At 49.5% G+C, this 20876-nt stretch carries 17 protein-coding genes; 9 read left to right on the plus strand and 8 right to left on the minus strand.

The window, feature by feature from the left end; all coding sequences use genetic code 11:
* The first annotated feature begins 3 nt into the window (after positions 1 to 3).
* Entirely contained in the window at positions 4 to 528 is a 525-nt protein-coding gene (locus QZ311_RS06110) for a hypothetical protein (protein WP_297065449.1), read from the plus strand.
* A gap of 92 nt (positions 529 to 620) precedes the next feature.
* Positions 621 to 1592 (plus strand): type I phosphomannose isomerase catalytic subunit, encoded by a 972-nt coding sequence (locus QZ311_RS06115; RefSeq protein ID WP_297065453.1) that lies wholly within the window; start codon positions 621 to 623, stop codon positions 1590 to 1592.
* Positions 1593 to 1715: 123 nt separating this feature from the next.
* Here QZ311_RS06115 and QZ311_RS06120 read toward each other — a convergent pair whose 3' ends face one another.
* The 5 genes from QZ311_RS06120 to QZ311_RS06140 all read right to left on the minus strand — a co-directional run bounded on the left by QZ311_RS06120 (position 1716) and on the right by QZ311_RS06140 (position 6439).
* Positions 1716 to 3767, minus strand: a complete 2052-nt coding sequence (locus QZ311_RS06120; protein ID WP_297065456.1) for a M13 family metallopeptidase — start codon at positions 3765 to 3767, stop codon at positions 1716 to 1718.
* 68 nt (positions 3768 to 3835) lie between these two features.
* The gene (gene xseB, locus QZ311_RS06125) at positions 3836 to 4066 is read right to left on the minus strand and encodes an exodeoxyribonuclease VII small subunit (protein WP_297065458.1); all 231 of its coding nucleotides are present in this window, start codon (positions 4064 to 4066) and stop codon (positions 3836 to 3838) included.
* Positions 4067 to 4110: 44 nt separating this feature from the next.
* On the minus strand, positions 4111 to 4701 hold the full coding sequence (locus tag QZ311_RS06130) for an adenylate kinase (RefSeq protein ID WP_297065461.1): 591 nt from the start codon (positions 4699 to 4701) through the stop codon (positions 4111 to 4113).
* Positions 4702 to 4793: 92 nt separating this feature from the next.
* Positions 4794 to 5339 (minus strand): hypoxanthine phosphoribosyltransferase, encoded by a 546-nt coding sequence (hpt, locus tag QZ311_RS06135; protein ID WP_297065465.1) that lies wholly within the window; start codon positions 5337 to 5339, stop codon positions 4794 to 4796.
* Between the two features lie 128 nt (positions 5340 to 5467).
* On the minus strand, positions 5468 to 6439 hold the full coding sequence (locus QZ311_RS06140) for a DUF3943 domain-containing protein (RefSeq protein WP_297065468.1): 972 nt from the start codon (positions 6437 to 6439) through the stop codon (positions 5468 to 5470).
* 285 nt (positions 6440 to 6724) lie between these two features.
* Here QZ311_RS06140 and QZ311_RS06145 point away from each other — a divergent pair, with 285 nt between their 5' ends.
* Positions 6725 to 6868 carry a hypothetical protein gene (locus QZ311_RS06145; protein ID WP_297065470.1) on the plus strand — a complete coding sequence of 48 codons (144 nt, stop codon included), beginning with the start codon at positions 6725 to 6727 and terminating at the stop codon, positions 6866 to 6868.
* Positions 6869 to 7017: 149 nt separating this feature from the next.
* On the opposite strand, the gene rplS is transcribed toward QZ311_RS06145, so the two are convergent.
* Entirely contained in the window at positions 7018 to 7377 is a 360-nt protein-coding gene (gene rplS / locus QZ311_RS06150; protein ID WP_123613700.1) for a 50S ribosomal protein L19, read from the minus strand.
* A gap of 248 nt (positions 7378 to 7625) precedes the next feature.
* Here rplS and QZ311_RS06155 point away from each other — a divergent pair, with 248 nt between their 5' ends.
* From QZ311_RS06155 to QZ311_RS06175, 5 genes are all read left to right on the plus strand, one after another.
* Entirely contained in the window at positions 7626 to 8714 is a 1089-nt protein-coding gene (locus QZ311_RS06155; RefSeq protein ID WP_297065478.1) for an SGNH/GDSL hydrolase family protein, read from the plus strand.
* A 94-nt stretch (positions 8715 to 8808) separates the two neighbouring features.
* On the plus strand, positions 8809 to 12480 hold the full coding sequence (metH, locus tag QZ311_RS06160; RefSeq protein WP_297065481.1) for a methionine synthase: 3672 nt from the start codon (positions 8809 to 8811) through the stop codon (positions 12478 to 12480).
* Between the two features lie 53 nt (positions 12481 to 12533).
* Positions 12534 to 14132: a YifB family Mg chelatase-like AAA ATPase gene (locus QZ311_RS06165; protein ID WP_297065483.1), complete on the plus strand. Its 1599-nt coding sequence runs from the start codon at positions 12534 to 12536 to the stop codon at positions 14130 to 14132.
* 472 nt (positions 14133 to 14604) lie between these two features.
* Positions 14605 to 15918 carry a Na+/H+ antiporter NhaC family protein gene (locus QZ311_RS06170; RefSeq protein ID WP_297065485.1) on the plus strand — a complete coding sequence of 438 codons (1314 nt, stop codon included), beginning with the start codon at positions 14605 to 14607 and terminating at the stop codon, positions 15916 to 15918.
* Positions 15919 to 15945: 27 nt separating this feature from the next.
* Positions 15946 to 16842 (plus strand): WYL domain-containing protein, encoded by an 897-nt coding sequence (locus QZ311_RS06175; protein WP_297065488.1) that lies wholly within the window; start codon positions 15946 to 15948, stop codon positions 16840 to 16842.
* A gap of 98 nt (positions 16843 to 16940) precedes the next feature.
* On the opposite strand, the gene QZ311_RS06180 is transcribed toward QZ311_RS06175, so the two are convergent.
* Positions 16941 to 17870 (minus strand): hypothetical protein, encoded by a 930-nt coding sequence (locus QZ311_RS06180; protein ID WP_297065490.1) that lies wholly within the window; start codon positions 17868 to 17870, stop codon positions 16941 to 16943.
* A 168-nt stretch (positions 17871 to 18038) separates the two neighbouring features.
* Entirely contained in the window at positions 18039 to 20255 is a 2217-nt protein-coding gene (locus QZ311_RS06185) for a TonB-dependent receptor (RefSeq protein ID WP_297065493.1), read from the minus strand.
* A gap of 316 nt (positions 20256 to 20571) precedes the next feature.
* On the opposite strand from QZ311_RS06185, the gene QZ311_RS06190 reads away from it, so the two are divergent.
* A complete protein-coding gene (locus QZ311_RS06190) occupies positions 20572 to 20793 on the plus strand; it encodes a DUF2795 domain-containing protein (protein ID WP_123613708.1) in 222 nt (73 codons plus the stop codon).
* The last annotated feature ends 83 nt before the right edge of the window (positions 20794 to 20876 follow it).

The raw sequence follows: 20876 nt of genomic DNA on the forward strand, positions 1-20876 counted from the left end.
ATTATGAAAAGTCTGAAATACACCGACGATACCGACCGAAGCTATGGTGCAACAGGCATGGCCATCGGTCTGATGATTTTTGACGGAGAGGATATGCTCACGTCAATTTCCCTCGACTGCGACCCTAACGATATGGTCGCCATGTCGCCCTATTTCTACTTTGCAGGCAATCCCGGAGTGTCGGCAAAGACCGCATGGAATCAGATGTTGAAAAACTATAACATCGGAATCGGAATGCTTATGTCGAACCTTATGTGCCGTCATATGGTGAAAGACCGTCACGAGCTCCCTCAGGAACTCCACGATTTTCTCCATGATTTCGCACGCGAAGAGGGACATGAGGCGTGTTCACTTGACGACGATGAAATCGACCGCCTCTTTGACAAAAATTTCTCATATCTCAACCGAGTCTTCACCCATCGCGGAGTGCAGTCAGTGGCCCACGATTTTGCGGCGGCCCTCATGAAGCGGCGGTCGCTTTCGCGCCTTGACACACTCGAATTGCTTGAAGCGTTGCGCATGCTCTGAAATATCGTAGAATCACACACATATATTCTCATTCTCCCTCTCCTATTATCACACGTTTCCAATAGTCTTTTTTTATAAATCTTTATTTACACATGTTCACTCAAGTGCTGCATTTCGCACCCTACCTCAAATCTGTGATCTGGGGAGGGGAGCGCATAGCCCCGTTTAAAGGTATTGCCACCGACCAGACATGTATAGGCGAAAGCTGGGAAATCTCGGCTGTGCCCGGACATGTTTCGACTGTCGACCGTGGCCCTCTCAAGGGAAAATCTCTCTCAGAACTTATCAATGAACACGGAGCTGAACTTGTCGGTGAAAAAATCTACCGTAAGTTCGGCGAAAACTTCCCCCTTTTAATCAAACTCATTGATGCGCGCGACGACCTGTCGGTTCAGGTACATCCTGACGATAATCTCGCCCAAAAGCGCCACAGCTGTCCCGGAAAGACCGAGATGTGGCATATCATCGACACCGCGCCTGATGCAAAAATCTATGTAGGGCTAAAAGAAGAAATCACCCCCGGAGATTATGAGCGACGCGTGGCCGACAACAGCATTATGGATGTTATCGCAGCCTACGATTCCGCTCCCGGCGACACTTTCTTCCTACCTGCGGGACGCATCCATGCCATAGGCGCCGGCAACCTTCTTGCGGAAATTCAGGAGACAAGCGACATAACTTATCGCATCTACGACTATGACCGGCGTGACAAAGATGGAAATCCCCGCCAGCTACATACAGCCGAAGCACGCGATGCGATTGACTATACAGTGCATCCCGACTACCGTTCCAGCACCGAAGGCTCTCTACTGGCCGACTGCGACTACTTCGTCGTAAACAACATCAAGCCTGACGGCAATATCGTAATCCTCCCCCATACACGCGATTCATTTACCATTGTAATGTGTCTTGACGGAGAGGCTGAGATAACATGTTCGACCGACGAAGCCAACCCGGAGAGACAGACCCTCAGAATCAAGCAAGGCGAAACACTGCTTTTTCCGGCCACTCTACACTTAATAACAGCAACCGGCAAGTGCAACCTGCTTTCCGTACAGGCATAATTACGATAATAACGTAAGGCAATAAAAAAAATAACAGATTTTCTTTGAGTCATGAAGACCGCAGGAAAATCTGTTATTTTTTATTTGTAAGTATGGTTCTCCGTCAATGGAGATACATCGCCATTACCAGATAACAATGCGTTCAGCCTCCGGACGGAACATCGGCTGATCCTCTGTGATGCCGAAAGCTTCGAAGAAGGGAGCGATATTGCGGAGTGTCACGTTAACTCGGTTTTTGCCGAGCGAATGCACGTCGCCGGTAGTGAGCGAGCGGATTTCTTCATCACGGATATTGTTGGCCCAGAGATTTGCATAGTTCATATAGAATACCTGTGCAGGTGTGAAGCCATCGATAAGAGCCTCTTGAGAGTTCACATCAACACCCTTCTTGGCCTGAGCGTCGAGGAATGCAGTCATCGCTACACGAAGACCACCCTGATCAGCGATATTCTCACCGAGAGTGTACTGACCGTTGGCATGTAGACCGGGGAGCACCTCGACCTCGTTGAACTGTGCGATAAGTCCCTTGGTCTTTTCCTCAAATGCCTTGGCATCCTCTTCTGTCCACCAGTTGATCATGTTGCCGTTAGCATCGAAATTACGGCCCTGATCGTCAAAACCGTGAGTCATCTCATGACCGATAACCACACCGATGCCACCATAGTTTTCAGCGTCTGAAGCGTTCGGGTCAAAGAAGGGCGCCTGGAGGATTGCAGCGGGGAACACGATTTCGTTGGCAAGGGGATTATAGTAGGCATTGACAGTCTGCGGAGTCATGCCCCACTCGGTGCGGTCAACGGGTTTGCCCCAATTCGAATAAGTGTCACGCTGATGCCACATAGCCACATTGTGCATGTTTTCGTAGTAGCTGAGCTTGGGATCGATTTCCATTGAAGTATAGTCCTTCCACTTGTCGGGATAACCGATTTTCACGGTGAATGCGGCAAGCTTCTCTTGAGCGCGGGCCTTGGTTGAATCACTCATCCAGTCGAGGTTAGCAATATGCTTGCCGAGAGCTGTGCGGAGGTTCTCAACAAGTCCGAGCATATATTCCTTTGAGCTTGCAGGGAAATACTTCTCAACATAAAGTTCGCCGACAGCTTCACCAAGAGCGCCCTCGGTTGCGTCAAGCGCGCGTTTCCAGAGCGGACGGAGTTCCTGCACACCGCTCTTCACTTTCGAGAATTCGAAATTGGCGTTGGTAAAGTCGTCGCTCAGTCTCGATGAAGCCTGACTGACATATTTCCAGAGATAATAGTCCTTGATTTCGCGGTCGCTGAGAGTGCTCATGAGCTTGTTGGCCTGCAACATGCTCTTCGGGTCGGTGACAATAACAGAGTCGGGCGAAGCGATATCCATTGTCTCGATGAAGAAGCGGTCCCAGTTTACAGCAGGATATGACTCTTTAAGCTGGGCGAAAGTGCGGGGATTATACATGCGTGGGATATCACGGCTTTCCTCTCTTGTCATGGCCGAATCAGCGATAGCTGTCTCGATTTTCATGACATTGGCCACGATACGGTTAGCATCAGCCTCAGCATATCCGGCATTCTGCATCTGAGTTGCGATGAGTTTCTTGTAGGCATTGCGCACAGCTGTGTTGCGTTCGTCATTGAGCAGGTAGTAGTCGCGGTCACCAAGACCCATGCCACCGCCTGAAACGTACATTGCATACACCGTCGAGTTCATGAGATCCTCCATCGGGCCTGCACCGAAGAACGGACTTGCATAGTTGCCGTGCATCCAGAGGAAAAGATCCTCCATGCCTTCGTGGGGAGTATCCTCGATTTTCTTAAGATCGGCAAGAATAGGCTTCGCACCCTCAGCGTTGCGGCGCGCAGTGTCCATAGCCTGCGAATATACAGTCCAGACCTTATAAGCCACGCTTCCCTCTTCAGGGTTGGAAGCACCGAGATTCTGGATAAGATTGCGCACACGTGTTTCAGATGAATCATTGAGGATATCAAACTGACCGTAGCGGGCATGTTCGGCTGTAAGCGGATTTGCATCCATCCAACCTTTGTTGACATAGGTGTAGAAGTCTGCACCGGGGGCGACTGTCGTGTCCATGTAAGCCACATTAAGACTGGCAAGATGCTCGGTCTTATTCTGCTTACATCCTGTAGTTGCAACTGTCAGCGTCATGGCGATAGCTGCGATAGGAAGAAGTTTCATGTTTAATAATATAGGTTTTGGAATTTTTTTATTTCTGTTGCAATGTCATGTGAAAGCACATCATACCTTTATGAATTACCGGCCACTTCATTCCCAAGCGAAGCGAGTATGTCGCGAAGCTCTTCTTCGGTTGTGGTGAGCCGCATTCGGCATGCTTTCAGCAGCTCCGTCGCACGGCGTGTATAGGCAGCAAGATGATCAATGTCGCAATTGTCACTCTGCATCATTCTTAAAATATTTTCGAGCTCACTTACGCTCTGGGCGTAAGTGAGCTCGCTGATAGGTTTAAAATCCATCATGGAGAGTAGAGTTTTTATGAGATTTTTAGTTTTTGGCTGATGAATCAGACTGCTTCAACAACCGTCTGGCCATCGATGGCCTTTACGATATTGTTGAAAATTTCGTCGACATGTCCCTCACCGTGAATAGGAGTGTACTTTCCTTCCTTGGTATAGTAGTCACGCAGAGGCGAAGTGGTTGAATGATATACCTTCAGACGATTGCTGATTGTCTCAGGATTGTCGTCCGAACGTCCGCTCTGCTCACCGCGCTTGATGAGACGTTCCATCAGTTCTTCGTCGGCCACTTCAAGGCCTATTACCGAGTGGACCTCTTCACCTCTCTGCTCAAGCATCTTTTTCAGAGCCTCAGCCTGAGGAATCGTACGGGGAAATCCGTCAAAGATAAAACCGTTTGAAGTCGGACGCAGACGGTCAATTTCCTGAGCCAGAATATCGACCATGAGTTCATCCGGAATCAGGTGGCCTTTAGAAATATAGCTGTCGGCAACCTTGCCGAGTTCTGTTCCGGCTGCAATTTGCGAACGAAGTACATCGCCGGTTGAAATGTGAGTAAGACCGTAGCGGTCGATCAATTTTTGACTTTGGGTGCCTTTTCCGCTTCCGGGAGCACCAAAAATTACAAGATTAAACATTCCGTTATCCTATTTTATTTAAGCTGGATGCCGGCCACTCCTACACAGGGAAGCCACACCCTCTGACTGAATTATGTGTCGAAACCGTAACCTCAATCTTCATCGAGGATATATATGTCATTAAGATTACGGGCGAGACCGTCGATGTCAAGACCATAACCGATAATGAATTTTTTCGGGATTTCAAAGCCTACATAGTCAGGCTGCAACTCGGGATGTTGAAGCGCCTCAGGTTTAAACAAGAGGGTCGCGATACGGATAGAAGCCGGATTATGAGCCTTCAGGTCGGCAAGCAGCTTCACCATAGTGTTGCCGGTATCGATTATGTCTTCCACGAGGATTATATGTCGGCCTGCAAGATTTTCGCTCAGACCCATTACCTGCTTGACCACACCGGTCGACCCCATCCCGTCGTAGCTTTTAAGCCTTACGAAAGTCAGCTCGGCATCAATGTCCTCACATGCCCGGAATAAATCCACGGCAAATGGCGCTGCGCCGTTAAGGACACAGATAAACAGCGGATTACACTCGGCATACTCGTCACATATCGACTTGGCAAGCATACCTATGCGTTCTTGTATCTGGGAATTTGAAATGTAGGGACGAAAATTCATCCCCTGATAGCATTTACGTTTCATGGTTCCGAACAAAAAATTTTGCGCAAAGTTACTAAATTTTTACCATATATCTAATTCCATTATTGTAGAAAACATTAAATCAACCATAAAAAAAATATTCATTGAGGATTTGATAAGTGTACTTTCAATCAGAACGTACATGTGAGGGTAAATCCGGGTGCGCCGCCGACAATGGATGGAGTGAATGTCGATGTGACAAGCGGACGTTCGCGGATGACCGAGGGATTATCCGTGCCGAGATGTGCCTTGCGCTCATAACTGCCTCTGAACAGGTTGACAACCTCGTTGACCGGATCGACCAGAAAAACAACGATATTGCCCATAACCCGCGAGCCCCATAGAGTGTAATCATGCTCTACGATGTGGCGCTTGCACTTATAGAAAAGTTCTCCGAGAATACTCCCGACCACGGGTGTGATGAATATATCCTGATACGACGGACGTTCCATACATGCCTCTACACCAAACTCCCACCCTACGGTCGAAATAAGGGCCGAATAGAGCATCGAACCCCAGAAACTGAATCCACACGAGCGCGCAGCCATGAAATAAGCTGCCCCGGCATAGGGATGAAGAACATAGTTGAAGATGGCGTTATCATGGTCTATTTCAGGATTTTTCACAAATATATTCTTGTACCATCGTGAATAGAATGTGGTGTTCTGATATGCGGCGCGATTCCATGCGGTAGCATCCTCAGGAAGACATTGCAAAACAAACAACGTGCCGAGAAAAGCGCCTGACAGCACAGCTGTGTTGATCCACATCCTATGCCAGTCGGGATGTAGACCGCCGTGTCGTGAATATGGTTCCATATAAATGCTCCAGTGCCGCTGTGGAATATCGGCAGACGGAAGCGGTATGCCGGCATCATCCGCAATGGCCTCTACAGGGGTTACCGACGGAAATGCTACAGGTCTTTTGAAGAGTCCTTCCTGACCGTCAGAATCGCGTCGGATACCATCAATATCAATGGATAGATGCCTGACTTCAATCGTGTCAGCCACCACTTGTGCGGCTATCGGCTCTGCGACAGCAAGTGCCATACAACCGGTGAAAAATGCTGCAAGGCATCGTGTGTGTGTTTCTCTCGTTCCCATAATATAAATAGTTTATATTATACGATTTACGATTAATCCCGCGTGGAGAAAGGTGTTAAAGCCTTCCGGTCAGATGGTGTTGAAGCGTGCGTGACGCGGGTGGTTTCGTGAGTTGATTATTACCGTATCTTTCTATTGTTAATAACATCCGACCGCCACTCAAATCCTCGATTTATAAGCTAAAAAAGTTTAAAGAGCATTCCATTCAACAAATACGGCATCCAATGTGTTAATAGGGCATATACCGGTTTCAACCATAAACGAATTACTAAAACAACTATAATTATGAGCGAGAGAAAAACAAAATCCGGCACTACACTGTGGCTTGCCATAGGGGTGGTTGTTCTGATAATATTATTGATACTGTGGCTCACAATCGCCGACCTTCTCGGCGATACAGACGTAGCCGCATTTATCGCCCCACTCTGAAAAATTCAACACGAATTTCTTCTTACAGCCATATATAAAGTTAAAGAGCCACACAAGCTTTTTCACCTCACGATGATAGGGCATGCGGCTCTTTTTATGTCCGGGCGATGGAGTTGGGGGACGCCCGGACGGGCGGGTATTCAATATCTTTACGCCTTCTTCACTACGCGGCGCTCTTTGATACGGGCTTTCTTGCCTGTAAGGCCACGGAGATAGTAAAGTTTGGCACGACGTACCTTACCATACTTGTTGATGGTAATAGAGTCGATGAAGGGTGACTCGATGGGGAAGATACGTTCAACACCGATGTTGTCAGAAATCTTGCGAACTGTGAAACGACGCTTGTCGCCGTCGCCTGAGATGCGGATAACAACACCGCGATACTGCTGGATACGTTCCTTGTTACCTTCCTTGATGCGATAAGCCACGGTAATGGTATCGCCGGGCTGGAAGTCGGGATGCTGCTTGCCGGTGGCAAATGCTTCCTCTGCAACTTTAATTAAGTCCATTTTTCTATACGTATATTAAAAATGTTAACACTACTCGCAATATACGCAGGCTGCATGTCCTTGCCAGAGATTGCGAAATCGGGTGCAAAGGTAAGCGAAAATCAGGTGAATTCCAAAAGTTTGACCAAAAAATCATGCTTTTGACTTCCTTTTGCCCAACAATCTGCTTCTTTTTTTGCGGGATTGGGAAAATCGTGTAATTTTGTGACTGATATATCACTCAAACCTCTCATTTCACGAATTTTCCAATGGGATTAAATTTCATAACTCGACACATTCGCGCCAATGCTTTCATTGTGGCGATAGCGCTGGTTCTATGCGCCTGCTCAGATTCAAAACAGCTCAAAGTCGAACCCTCTGATCCGGGAATCCTATACATGGGCCGTATCTTGTGGAGCGACTCTGTGCCCCCGACATTCACATATCCCGGCACAACCGCCATGCTCGACTTCGAAGGATCGTCAATAGCTATGGGTGCATCACCCGGGAGCGGACAATTCATGGTGGAGATTGACTCACTACCGCCATTCAAAATCAATTTTACGGACTCTGATTCGCTCATAACCCTTGCCGACTCTCTCGCCGAGGGTAAGCATTCGTTACGTGTGACGTATGCCATCGAAGGCTATGAGAAACATCCCGAATTCCGCGGTTTCACCATCTCGGGCAATTCACCCAAGCTGCTACCGACACCCATCCGTCCGGACCTGAAAATCGAATTCATCGGCAACTCCATCACTTGCGGCTACGGCACAGAAGCCACCGACGGCAATACACACTACAGCTATGACACACAGAACCACACCCTCAGCTATGCCTATCTGACAGCCCGCTCGCTGAATGCCGATTTCAATGTCGTGGCCCGTTCAGGCATCGGCATGTACCGAAGCTACGGCGGTCCTCGCGAGGGAACACCTCAACAGCGGATTCCGGCCGAATATGACCGGACTCTTATCTACAATCCGGACCACTACTGGAATCATGCCTCCTTCCGACCCGACATAATCTGTATCAATTTAGGAACAAACGACACGTCGCTCAACGACTACGACATTTCTCTCTTTGAAGAGGCATACAAAAAATTCCTCGTGCATCTCCGCATGTTCCAGCCACAAGCCAAAATCGTATTGCTCACAGGCCCGATGCTCCACGGAACAGCCCTTGAGGATGTCAAAGCCGCCCTTGACAGGCTTGCGGAAACTTCCGATAACATCTATCGGTTCGACATGTCAGAGCAAACAGGAGACCTTGGCTACGGAGCTGACTTCCATCCCTCTGCCGCACAGGCCGCAAAAAATGCCGAAGAGCTCACTTCATTCCTAAAGACACTCTTATAAGAAGGGAAAAGCTCTACGACCATAAACTCCCCTGTCATTAAAGCGACATAGCCTCAACAAAGCATCGAAATTCAATATATATATTTTTTACACAGTGGATGATTTCAACTTGCTCCTCAACGAGCGAATTTTAATACTTGACGGTGCGACAGGCACAATGATACAGGCTTACGGGCTTGGCGAGGCCGATTTCCGCGGCCAACGCTTTGCCTCATGGCCATGTGACCTGCGCGGAAACAACGATTTGCTTACACTCACGCGCCCTGATGTCATCACCGACATAGCACTCCAATATATCGAAGCCGGGGCAGACATCATTTCTACCAACACCTTCAACGCCAATCCAATCTCAATGGCCGATTACGGCATGGAGGGACTCGTTGAGGAAATCAACACCGAAGCCTCTCGGTTGCTCCGCCGACTTGCCGACGGACACAGAAGCGCCACCGGACGGACAATATTCGTAGCAGGGTCCATAGGCCCGACCAACAAGACGGCCTCGATGAGTCCTGATGTCAACGACCCGGCAATGCGGGCTGTGACCTACGATGACCTATTCGATGCCTACCGCCGACAAATCAGAGCACTCGTCAAAGGAGGCGTCGACATTCTACTTTTCGAGACCGTGTTTGATACACTTAATCTGAAAGCCGGTCTCGACGCTGCCCGACAAGTCGCGACTGAAACAGGCAAAAAATGCCCCATCATGGTATCGGTCACAATCTCGGGCCCTGACGGACGCACATTCTCCGGACAGACACTCAAGGCATTCCTTGCATCCATCGGGCATAGCGACATCGCATCGGTCGGCATCAATTGCTCATCGGGGACAGCTGAAATGCTCCCACACATAACAGAGCTATCGCGCATCGCGCCCTACCCGATCAGCTGTCACCCGAACGCCGGACTTCCGAACGCCATGGGCGAATATGACGAAACGCCCGAAACAATGGTCGGGCACATGCGTGAATATTTCAGCGGTAATCTTGTCAATATCGCCGGCGGTTGCTGCGGAACTACTCCGGCCCATATAGCGGCTCTTGCCAAAGAAGCCTCTGCCCACAGCCCCCGCAGGATTCCCCGGTCAAAACATGGTCTTCAGCTTTCAGGTCTTGAAGCCCTCGACATCACTCCCGAATCACTCTTTGTCAACGTCGGCGAACGATGCAACGTCGCCGGTTCACGGAAATTCCTGCGCCTGATTAAGGAAGGAAATCTTGACGAAGCGCTCACCATCGCACGCAAACAGGTCGAAGACGGAGCGCAGGTCATCGACATCAACATGGACGACGGCATGATGGACGCCCGCAAGGAAATGTGCGGATTTCTCAATCTCATCTCAGCCGAGCCCGATATAGCACGCGTGCCCGTAATGATCGACTCATCAAAATGGGAAGTCATCGAATCGGCCCTCAAATGCGTCCAAGGTAAATCTATTGTCAATTCGATTTCCCTGAAAGAAGGTGAAGAACGATTTCTTTCTCACGCCCGACGCATCATGGAACTTGGCGCGGCAACCGTGGTCATGGCTTTCGATGAAGAAGGTCAGGCTGACACCTTCGAACGCAAGACAGCCGTCTGCGAACGTGCCTACAGACTGCTGACCAAACAGATAGGGTTCGATCCTGAAGACATAATATTCGACCCGAACATTCTCGCAATCGCCACAGGAATAAAGGAACATGACCGCTACGGACTTGATTTCATACGAGCCGTAAAATGGATTAAGACCAACCTGCCCGGAGCAAAAGTCAGCGGCGGTGTAAGCAATCTTTCATTCTCTTTCAGAGGCAACAATTACCTGCGTGAAGCCATGCACGCCGTTTTCCTCTACCATGCCATCGCAGCCGGCATGGATATGGCGATTGTCAATCCCTCGGCAACTGTCACCTACGACGACATTGACCCGCAGTTGCGGACACTGCTCGAAGACGTGGTGCTCTATCGCCGTGAGGAAGCTGCTGACGAACTTATTGAACATGCCGAGCGGATGCTCCGCGACAAAGAGAGCACATCCATGACTCCCACAGCCGATAGCCGGAAGGAAGAATCGTGGCGCAAGCTGCCTGTCGGCGAGCGACTGACCCATGCGCTCGTCAAAGGCATCCACGAATATCTCGAAACAGATCTTGCCGAGGCTCTTGAAAAATACAACAATCCAGTCAGCATTATTGACGGCCCGCTGATGGAAGGTATGAACCGCGTAGGCCAACTGTTCGGCGAAGGCAAAATGTTTCTGCCACAGGTGGTGAAGACCGCACGGACAATGAAACGTGCGGTCGGGATACTCACACCCGCAATCGAGGCCTCACAGGGAGCTCACGAAACAAGCAAGGCAGGAAAAATAATATTTGCCACCGTCAAAGGCGATGTCCACGACATCGGCAAAAACATCGTGTCGATAGTTCTCGCATGTAACAACTATGAGATTATCGACCTCGGTGTGATGGTGTCGGCCGAAAAAATTGTAAGAACGGCTATTGAAGAACGCCCGGATCTCATATGCCTTTCCGGCCTGATAACGCCTTCTCTCGAAGAGATGGCCCACGTTGTGGAGATGATGGAAAAAAGCGGCTTGAAAATCCCGGTCATGGTAGGCGGAGCGACCACATCGCGCATCCACACAGCGGTCAAAATAGCTCCATGCTATTCAGCGCCGGTCATCCATGTCCCCGACGCATCACAGAATCCACTCATTGCAGCGCGCCTGCTCAACTCAGCCACCCATGAAAACTACATTGCGGAGCTGCGCGAAGAATACGAGGCGCTGCGTCAACGCGAACGTACGCGCCTCATCCCAAGAATTCCCCTTGAAGAAGCCCGCGAGCGCTCTATCCGCTCCACACTGAGCCAATATACACCTGTCAGACCGGCCAAACCCGGGCGAACAGTGATTGACATCCCGGTCGGAAAAGTCATCCCCTTCATCAACTGGCGCTTCTTTTTCAACGCATGGAAGATGCCCGGCGACTTCGCGTCTGTCGCATCGCTCCACGATTGTCCCGCCTGCCGTCAGGCGTGGATTGAGAAACACTGTCACGGAAACACAGCCAAGGGGCAGGAAGTATTGAAGCTTTATGACGATGCCTCGGAGCTATTGCATGAACTTGAAAAAAACAATACTGTTTGCAGAGCTGTTGTCTGCCTGACTGATGCTCATTCGGAGAATGACGATATTATAATCGGTGACACCCGCATCCCGACACTCCGTTCACAGACTCCTGAAAATAACGTCCCGACCCGCTCTCTTGCCGACTATATAATGCCTTCCGGCGACTATGCCGGAGCTTTTGCCGTGACCGTCGACATCTCCGAGACAATCAAACGCTTCGAAACGGACGGCGATTCCTACAAATCATTGCTGGTGCAGAGTATAGCCCACCGCCTTGCAGAAGCATCGTCTGAATACCTCCACTCAATCGTAAGACGGGAACTGTGGGGCTATGCCAAAGATGAGGACCTGACCACCCTCCAGATGTTCCAAGCTCGGTATTCCGGCATCCGTCCGGCCATAGGCTATCCCTCACTCCCCGACCAGAAGCTCACGTTTGTCCTGTCCGGATTGCTGGACTTCGATGAAATAGGAATCTCGCTCACTGAAAACGGAGCGATGAGCCCATCGGCGACAGTCTGCGGGCTTTACATCGCCCATCCGGATTCATCCTACTTCATGCTCGGCCCGATTGCCGACGACCAGATGGCGGATTATGCCCGACGGCGCGGCATGAGTGTTGATGAGATACGAAAGCTACTCGCCCACAACTGACCTCTACCCTCTCTACAAACCTTCACAGAACCTTAAACACCCTCTAAAATACCATGTTGATCAAGACATCTGGCGCTGCCGTCCAAGGAATCGACGCATTGGTGATAACCATCGAAGCGGTAGCCGAAACAGGAATCCAGTTTTCACTGGTAGGGATGGCCGACACAGCCGTCAAGGAAAGCTACCAGCGTGTGCTGTCGGCTGTCAGCCAGTCAGGCTACAAGTGGCCTCGCCGGCGGATTGTTGTCAACCTCTCGCCTGCCGACGTTAAAAAGGAGGGGGCAGCCTACGACCTCCCGATTGCAATCGGCATCCTTGCGGCCTGCGAGCAGCTGAGCCCGGCCATCCCTCTTGATTCGTTCATGATTATGGGCGAACTGTCCCTCGACGGATCGATACTCCCCATAAAGGGTGTGCTGCCAATGGCCATCAAAGCCCGCGAAATGGGGTTCAAAGGCATGATTGTCCCTGTCGCCAACGCTACAGAGGCAGCGGTTGTAAATAATATTGAGGTATATGGCATGTCGACACTCAGGGAAGTGATTGAATTTGTCACCGGGAAGAGCACTCCAGTCCCCGTCAGGGTCAACACACGCGAGGAGTTTGCACGTGCCGCTGATATATTCGACTGTGACTTTTCAGAAGTGAAGGGACAGGAAAATGTGAAACGAGCATTTGAGGTAGCCTGTGCCGGAGGGCACAACATCCTCATGATCGGGCCTCCGGGAGCAGGAAAATCAATGATGGCCAAACGCATTCCGACCATTCTCCCGCCGCTGACATTATCCGAGGCTCTCGAAACGACCAAAATACACTCTGTGGCAGGAAAACTTCGTAGCGGATCAAGGCTGATGACATCACGTCCCTACCGCTCGCCACACCACACGATATCTCCGGTCGCACTCGTCGGTGGAGGCGTAAATCCCGCTCCGGGCGAAATATCGCTTGCCCACAACGGGGTGCTTTTCCTTGATGAGTTCCCGGAATTTTCCCGTCAGGTGCTCGAAGTAATGCGACAGCCCCTCGAAGACCGCCACATCACAATCTCCAGAGCGAAATATACCATTGACTATCCGGCCGGTTTCATGCTCGTCGCATCAATGAACCCGTGTCCCTGCGGTTACTACAACCATCCGACCAAAGAATGCATATGCTCTCAGCCAATCGTGCAGAAATACCTTAACAAAATCAGCGGTCCGCTCCTTGACCGCATCGACCTGCAGATAGAAATCTATCCTGTCGCTTTCGACGAGCTGTCCTCAGCCCGCGAAGGCGAAAAGAGCGAAGCAATGAAAGCAAGGGTGGTCAGAGCACGCGAAATTCAGGCACTGCGTTTTGCCGCAGAGAAAGGCATACACTGCAATGCCCAGATGTCGTCACGACTTCTTCGGAAATATGCCTCCATTGACAGAAAAGGACTTGAAACATTGCGCGAGGCAATGACACGTCTTGACATGAGCGCCCGTGCCTATGACCGCATACTCAAAGTTGCAAGGACAATAGCCGATCTGGAATACGGACTCGACTCTTCGCTCCCTACAGCAGATGCAGTAAATGCCCCGATTCTAACACATCATATCCAAGAAGCGCTGTCATACCGCAATCTCGACCGTGGAAACTGGGGACGGACCGTCGATAAAATGCCGTTCTAAATCAGCCGAATCACCGTTGGAACGCCACAATCACATATATCGCTATCTATAAGCCTATTACGCAAACCGCCCACGCGACATAGAAAAAATATGTTTAAATTTTTATATGTTATACAACATAATTTAAAAACATTTTGTAACTTTGCAGCGTTACTTAAGAGAAAGCAACAATCACTAAGGTTTTATTAAATTCACTGTTTATTATGACCAACTTATTCAAAAAAGCCGCCAACGCATTTCGCACTGCCAACTATTGCATCGCACGGGCAGAACTCTATCTCAACGAAGCGAAAAGCCACGCTGAAAAGTAAGCCCCAAAAAGGCTGCCGAGTAAACAACCAATGCCGCGTTCCTTTAATCAAAGGGGCGTTTTTTTTATGTCTTTCGCTCAGAGCTGTTGAGAATTATATTACCTTTGCAACCACTCCACAGGAGATTCATCAACTAAGTAAAACATCACACCTCCCCACTTATGATTGAAAAACCGACCATCGACACAGACCGCCGCATCCCCCCGGGACGCGGATGGCTTGCACTGTCACCAGTCATCGTATTTCTGTTTCTTTACGTGATGGTATCGATCATACTCAATGATTTCTATAAGATGCCCATCGCCGTGGCCCTTGTCGTTGCATCAATGTGGGCTGTGGCAATCTATCGCGGACGGCCTCTGATGGAACGCATCGAGACATTCTCACGTGCGGCAGGCCATTTCAACATCCTTTATATGATATGGGTGTTCGTACTCGCAGGGGCTTTTGCCACAATTGCAAAAGAAATCGGGGCTATCGACGCTACGGTCAATCTCACACTGCGCTTCTTTCCCCCGGAATTCGTTATCCCGACCATGTTTTTTGCAGCCTGCTTCATCTCGCTGTCGGTCGGGACATCGGTCGGGACAGTCGTGGCGCTCACACCTCTTGCGGTTGAAATCGCGCAGATGGCCGAAGCCAATACAGCCTTCTATGTGGCAGTCGTGCTCGGTGGTGCGTTTTTCGGCGACAATCTGTCATTCATTTCCGACACAACCATTGCCGCCACCCGCTCGCAGGGATGCAATATGGCCGACAAATTCAAAGCCAATCTCTGGATAGCGCTACCGGCCGCAATCGTCACACTTATAGCCTACATAGTCATGGGGCAGGATACTCCTCCGATACAGCTTGCGCAGGAAAGCGACTACATGCTGATTCTGCCCTACATCGTGGTGCTGGCAACTGCAATTGCAGGCATAAACGTCACCATAGTCCTGTCGTTGGGCATACTCTCTGCCATCATCATGGGCATGATAAACGGAATTTCCCTCATTGACATGGCGTCATTTGCAGGAGCCGGCATCGACGGCATGGGCGACCTCATCATCATCACACTCCTCGCCGCCGGAATGTTGGGGCTCATCAAGGCTGCCGGAGGAATACAGTTTCTGCTTCAGGGACTGACATCACGTATATCAGGCAGACGTGGAGCGCAGGCCATACTTGCACTGCTCGTCGGGATTGTGAACCTTTGCACCGCCAACAATACTGTGGCCATCATCACAGTGGGCGGAATTTCACGCGACATTGCCGAACGCTACGGCATAGACCCGAGAAAAAGCGCCTCACTGCTCGACTCGGCCTCATGCGTAATCCAGTGTCTCATCCCATATGGCGCACAGACATTGCTTGCCACATCGCTTGCAGGAATCTCACCGGCCGCTCCTTTCCCCTATCTATATTATCCGTGGGCGCTCGCTGCCATGATTGCACTGTCCATAATATTCCTTTTCCCCCGCAGACTCAACTGACGGAAATCCAATAAAACCACCGCCGACATGTCACGCAACCTACTCGCCCGCTACATCTGGCTCATCGACACCATCAGACGCTATGGTGCGATCACACGCGAAAAACTCAACGAGCTTTGGATGCTCTCGCCCTACTCCGACGGAAATCCATTGCCAAGAAGGACTTTCTATAACTACCGAACCGCTATCGAGGAGCTGTTCAACATAAACATAGAGTATAACCCGACCACCTATGAGTATTATATCGACTCCGGCGACTCGCATCAGGCAAGCGTCACAGACTGGCTGCTCAATTCGGCTGCCATGAGCAACGTGCTTTCATCGGTAAGGGATGTATCCGAACGTATTTTCCTTGAGGATGTCCCCTCCGCGCGACTGTATCTGTCGCAGGTGATTTCGGCATTACGCGAAAAGCTACAGCTACATTTTACATACAGGCCCTATACACGTGTCAACCCGACACGCGATGTCGTAATCGAGCCGTATTTCCTGAAAATATTCAAACAGCGTTGGTATGTCACCGGTCTGAATATACGCGACAAGATAATCAAGACCTATGCCCTTGACCGAATGGAAGACGTGGCTATCGGCAGCGAGAAGTTCACAATCGCTCCCGACTTCGATGCCGAGAATTTCGTCAAAGATTCATTCGGTATCGTATTCACTCACGCAAATCCACACGATGTGGTGATACGTGCAAATACCCGACGGGCCAAATACATCAGAGCTCTTCCGCTACATCATTCACAACGTGAGGAAATCCACGATTCGTTTTCCGATTTCCACTACCGATTGCGACTGACACCGGATTTTGTGCAGGAAATTCTGTCGCTCGGCCCTGACGTAAAGGTCATATCTCCACCCGAGCTCAGGGCAATGGTAACAGACGCCCTGCGTTCGGCCCTCGACCAATATGGATTGTAGCACAAAGGTATAACCGCAAATCATATATACAGCGAAGGCAGTCCTTCATGCGGACTGCCTTCGCTGTATATGTATATTAACGAATTCCTTCGAAGAAATTACTGCTTATCTGTATTTTCTGTATTATAGATGAGATAGCGCAATATTGCATTGACTGAATACTTGCCCATATCACCGAGATCACAGGTGAATGAGATTGACGCACCGGTCGAGAGAACGGCGTTTACTCTTAGGTCACTGATCGTACATCCGGGTATCGGGGTAGCTGTGTCAGAAGATACAGACTGGGGAGAATAGATGTTATACTCTTTTCCGGCCTCAGTCGCAACACGATATCCTTCGGATGTCAGCTCAACCTTAAGTCCTTTGGTTGCAAAGCTATAGCGTGACATACCGTCGGCAAACTTTGCGTTGGCCACATGGAACATTGCGGTCATATTCTCAGGATTAATAAGAAGCTGATAGTATGCCTCTCCATCGGGATTGAGATTGAACACCGGATTTTTGCCCTCCTCAGGTTCAAGATTGGTCGCAGAAACCGCACCTACATAAGTCGGCAAAGTCGGATAGACTGTCACATCATAGCGGCTGTTAACAGTATAATTGATAATGTAGGCGGGAATCGAACGGAAAGGATAAGCACGGAAATTGAAACTGTCAAACACAAAGGAAGAAGTCTGGCCAACAGGTGTGAGATACATCCCCGATGCAGTATAGAAAGCATCCTGAGGATCCTGCTTTAGAGGCAACGATGGCAGACGGAGAGTAATTCCGGAGTTGGACGAACTGAACTTGAGATTTGATATGTCAATGTCAGCCTGAGCTGAAGTCATATTAAATACAATATTATATGCCGGGTTCAGCCCAATGTAGGTTGTGCCTGCTTCATTATCCACGACACGGTTAAAGCAATCCGACGGGCCGTAGGAAAATGTATATTTCTGCTCGCCGTTACCTGAACCGAGACAAGAAGTGAGCGAAAGAGCGGCGCTTATGAGAACGCCAAGCGAAAGAAGGTACTTCTTCATAGTTTGTGGAGTTATTATCTTTTGAATTATATGGAGCTATATCGCTGTCTAATAAAGACAGTTATTTATAAACGCAACTTATGTCCGCTTATTATAGCGCAAATATAGCTGTTTAGTTAAAAAACCGCAAGTTTTGGTTAACTTATCCTTATAAATAAATGAAAATCGTTATAACGACCTGAAATCAAGTCGCAAAGTCAATCCTCCTCTCACCGGGAGTCCGCGCTGGAAGAAGCTGTTTGACATCGATTCATAGCGGAAGGTTGAAAACCGTGTATCGGTCAGATTCTTTCCCCACAAGTCGAGACTACCGCACAGGAGCTCAAATCTGATATTCGCACCCATTTCCGCATAGAACGGCTGTCGGTATTCATTGGCCTCATCCCAATATATCTCACCTGTTCCACGCATATCAGCCGTGAATCCTATGCTCTTCAACAGTGACGATTTTACAGGCTGACGATAGGTCGCCGACAGGTAAAGGGTGTTTGACGGAGCATAAGGAACATGATTGCCCTTGTATTCGCTACCGTTATAGGAAAATCGGCGGAAGACTGCATGCGTATATCCATAAGCGAGGTTAAATGCCCAGCGCGGAGTCGGATTATAGCCAAGAGTGAATTCGCCGCCTGTGCTGCGCGTACGCTCGGCGTTGACCATTATGCGCCCGGTTGTTGTGCCTTTCGGGAACATTGTGAGCTGCTGATTGCGGCAATCAATCATGAAAAGGGCAAAAGACGAGTAGACACGTCCTTGGTCAACGCTGAAGTGGCCTCCGATTTCATAGTTCCACGACACTTCAGGATGGTAATTGACCAGTCCGGCGACGAGGTCAGCTCCCCCCTCGGCCACCGTCTGCGGACGGCCGCCCTGTCCGCCACCCATATTTCCCATCATTTCCTGCTTCAGACGCTGCTGGAGGAATTCGGAAAACATCTGCGTGTTGAATCCTCCTGCCTTATAGCCCTTAGAGACCGACGCGAAGATTGCTGAATGCGGAAGGTTGTAAGTGATGCTGAATTTTGGCAGAAGCTGGGAAAAGTGCTGCGAAAGACGGTCGGAGTCGTCAATGTCGACACTGACCGATCCGAGCGGCCTGTTGCCACGATACATCGTGCACGACGACGAGCTGTGGCTACGATATTTAAGGGCAGTGTGCTCGTAGTCGAGACGCAGACCAAGCGCAAACGAGAAATTCCGCCAGTCATATGTGCTCTGATGATACACGGCCACACCTTTCACAGGCATCGTGAACTCCGAACCGAGAAAAAGATTATCCTGATCCCATCGGAGAGCCATTCCGGGAGGAAGCATATTGTTCACATTGCCTAATATAAGATTATCAATGCCATCCTTGCCGAAGTTGACAGGTGCGTTCATATTGGCATACTTATAAAACCCGAACACTCCTGCCAGCCAGCTATAGCCGCCCTTCGCTCCGCGCAGGACGATGTCTTGAGTCACACTGCGGTCATGCTGCTTCTGGGTCAGGGTGAAATAGCTTTCGGGAAGGAAATCCTGATCGAGCGTCAGATTGTCGTTCACATACTGAAAACCTGTAATCGAAGCCAAGGTGAAATACGGTGTGCTCCAATTGACAGTCAGACCGTCGGTAAATGTCGTGCGCTTATAGAAGCATGTATCATTATAATTGATTTCATCCGTATCCTCAAAAAAATACGGATAGCCGTTCTGACGGGTATGTCCATAGGAAGCGACGTTTTCAATCAGGAGATTATCGGCCGGGCGCCATGCGGTCTTCCAACGGAAAGAACCGAGGCGTTCGCGGTCGGCCTTGTCGCCATTATAGCTGTTTCTGAAATATCCGCCACGGAAAGAACCGCATGCACTCACCGACATGCCGAGCCGAGGTGCAAGCAAACCGTAGTAAGATAATCCGAGCCTATAATTATTGTGTGTAGCCCCTTCGGCCATCGCACGTACACCCTGATAGTGCAACGGAGAAAGAGTAGTCACATTTATGAGGCCGGCGATGGTGTTTCGGCCATAGAGCGTCGACTGCGGTCCGCGGAGGACTTCGATACGCTGGATGTCCTGCATATCGAAATCGTAGGCATCCTTGTTGAGATACGGCACATTGTCGACATTCAATCCGACAGCAGGCTGGTCGATTCTCGCACCTATGCCACGAACATATATCGAGGATGTCATTCGCGAACCATATTCAGGCATGAAAAAATTAGGCACTATATCAGAGACACCCTTAATGCCACCGACGTTCAGTCTCTCAAGTTCATCCTGTCGCAAGGTGGTCACAGACACCGGCTGTCGGAGGAGCGAACGGGCTTGTTTGATGGAGGTAATAGTCACTTCACCGATTTCAAGCGTATCAGGGCCTTCCTTTATACGGGGTACTGATGTCATATCGTCAGAAGCGGCATGAGAGGCTACTGGATTTACAAAAATGGACAGAATTAGGGGAGCAAGGTAGCGTAGAAACTTAACCATACGTGAAATATTGGTTTTTAATTTGGACAATCAGCTATAGGCCGTTAAAATCGGACTGCAAAGATAAGAATTATTTATCAAAAAGCCTGCCGTAGCCAATTGTTTAGAAGATTTAACAAATCACCTATTGAATTCGATTGTATATATATAGAAAATGACTACCTTTGCGCCCACAAAAAACGTGGGAACATAAAAATATCAACAATATACACTTATCTAACACATTACCACCATGTATTGGACACTTGAATTGGCATCAAAACTCGAAGACGCACCCTGGCCCGCCACCAAGGAAGAACTCATAGACTACGCCATGCGTTCCGGCGCACCGATGGAAGTGATCGAAAACCTTCAGGAAATCGAAGATGAAGGCGATACCTACGAATGTATCGAAGACATCTGGCCCGACTACCCCCAGAAAGAAGATTTCCTATTCAACGAGGAGGAATATTAAGCCCATACAAAAGGATTAATACAAAGAATACCAAAGAGTTGAGCTTCGCGCCAAGCGACAGCCCAACTCTTTTTTCTTGCATT

Origin of the sequence: uncultured Duncaniella sp. (genome assembly GCF_910578445.1) — a bacterium.
GTDB lineage: Bacteria > Bacteroidota > Bacteroidia > Bacteroidales > Muribaculaceae > Duncaniella.

Bases quoted from the DNA above. Each gene is read 5' to 3' on its own strand.
- QZ311_RS06170 (WP_297065485.1), top strand. From the start codon at position 14,605: ATGATTGAAAAACCGACCATCGACACAGACCGCCGCATCCCCCCGGGA.
- QZ311_RS06185 (WP_297065493.1), bottom strand. From the start codon at position 20,255: ATGACATCAGTACCCCGTATAAAGGAAGGCCCTGATACGCTTGAAATC.
- QZ311_RS06175 (WP_297065488.1), top strand. From the start codon at position 15,946: ATGTCACGCAACCTACTCGCCCGCTACATCTGGCTCATCGACACCATC.
- QZ311_RS06115 (WP_297065453.1), top strand. From the start codon at position 621: ATGTTCACTCAAGTGCTGCATTTCGCACCCTACCTCAAATCTGTGATC.
- QZ311_RS06110 (WP_297065449.1), top strand. From the start codon at position 4: ATGAAAAGTCTGAAATACACCGACGATACCGACCGAAGCTATGGTGCA.
- QZ311_RS06190 (WP_123613708.1), top strand. From the start codon at position 20,572: ATGTATTGGACACTTGAATTGGCATCAAAACTCGAAGACGCACCCTGG.
- QZ311_RS06155 (WP_297065478.1), top strand. From the start codon at position 7,626: ATGGGATTAAATTTCATAACTCGACACATTCGCGCCAATGCTTTCATT.
- QZ311_RS06140 (WP_297065468.1), bottom strand. From the start codon at position 6,439: ATGGGAACGAGAGAAACACACACACGATGCCTTGCAGCATTTTTCACC.
- QZ311_RS06120 (WP_297065456.1), bottom strand. From the start codon at position 3,767: ATGAAACTTCTTCCTATCGCAGCTATCGCCATGACGCTGACAGTTGCA.
- xseB (WP_297065458.1), bottom strand. From the start codon at position 4,066: ATGATGGATTTTAAACCTATCAGCGAGCTCACTTACGCCCAGAGCGTA.
- rplS (WP_123613700.1), bottom strand. From the start codon at position 7,377: ATGGACTTAATTAAAGTTGCAGAGGAAGCATTTGCCACCGGCAAGCAG.
- QZ311_RS06165 (WP_297065483.1), top strand. From the start codon at position 12,534: ATGTTGATCAAGACATCTGGCGCTGCCGTCCAAGGAATCGACGCATTG.
- hpt (WP_297065465.1), bottom strand. From the start codon at position 5,339: ATGAAACGTAAATGCTATCAGGGGATGAATTTTCGTCCCTACATTTCA.
- QZ311_RS06130 (WP_297065461.1), bottom strand. From the start codon at position 4,701: ATGTTTAATCTTGTAATTTTTGGTGCTCCCGGAAGCGGAAAAGGCACC.
- QZ311_RS06180 (WP_297065490.1), bottom strand. From the start codon at position 17,870: ATGAAGAAGTACCTTCTTTCGCTTGGCGTTCTCATAAGCGCCGCTCTT.
- QZ311_RS06145 (WP_297065470.1), top strand. From the start codon at position 6,725: ATGAGCGAGAGAAAAACAAAATCCGGCACTACACTGTGGCTTGCCATA.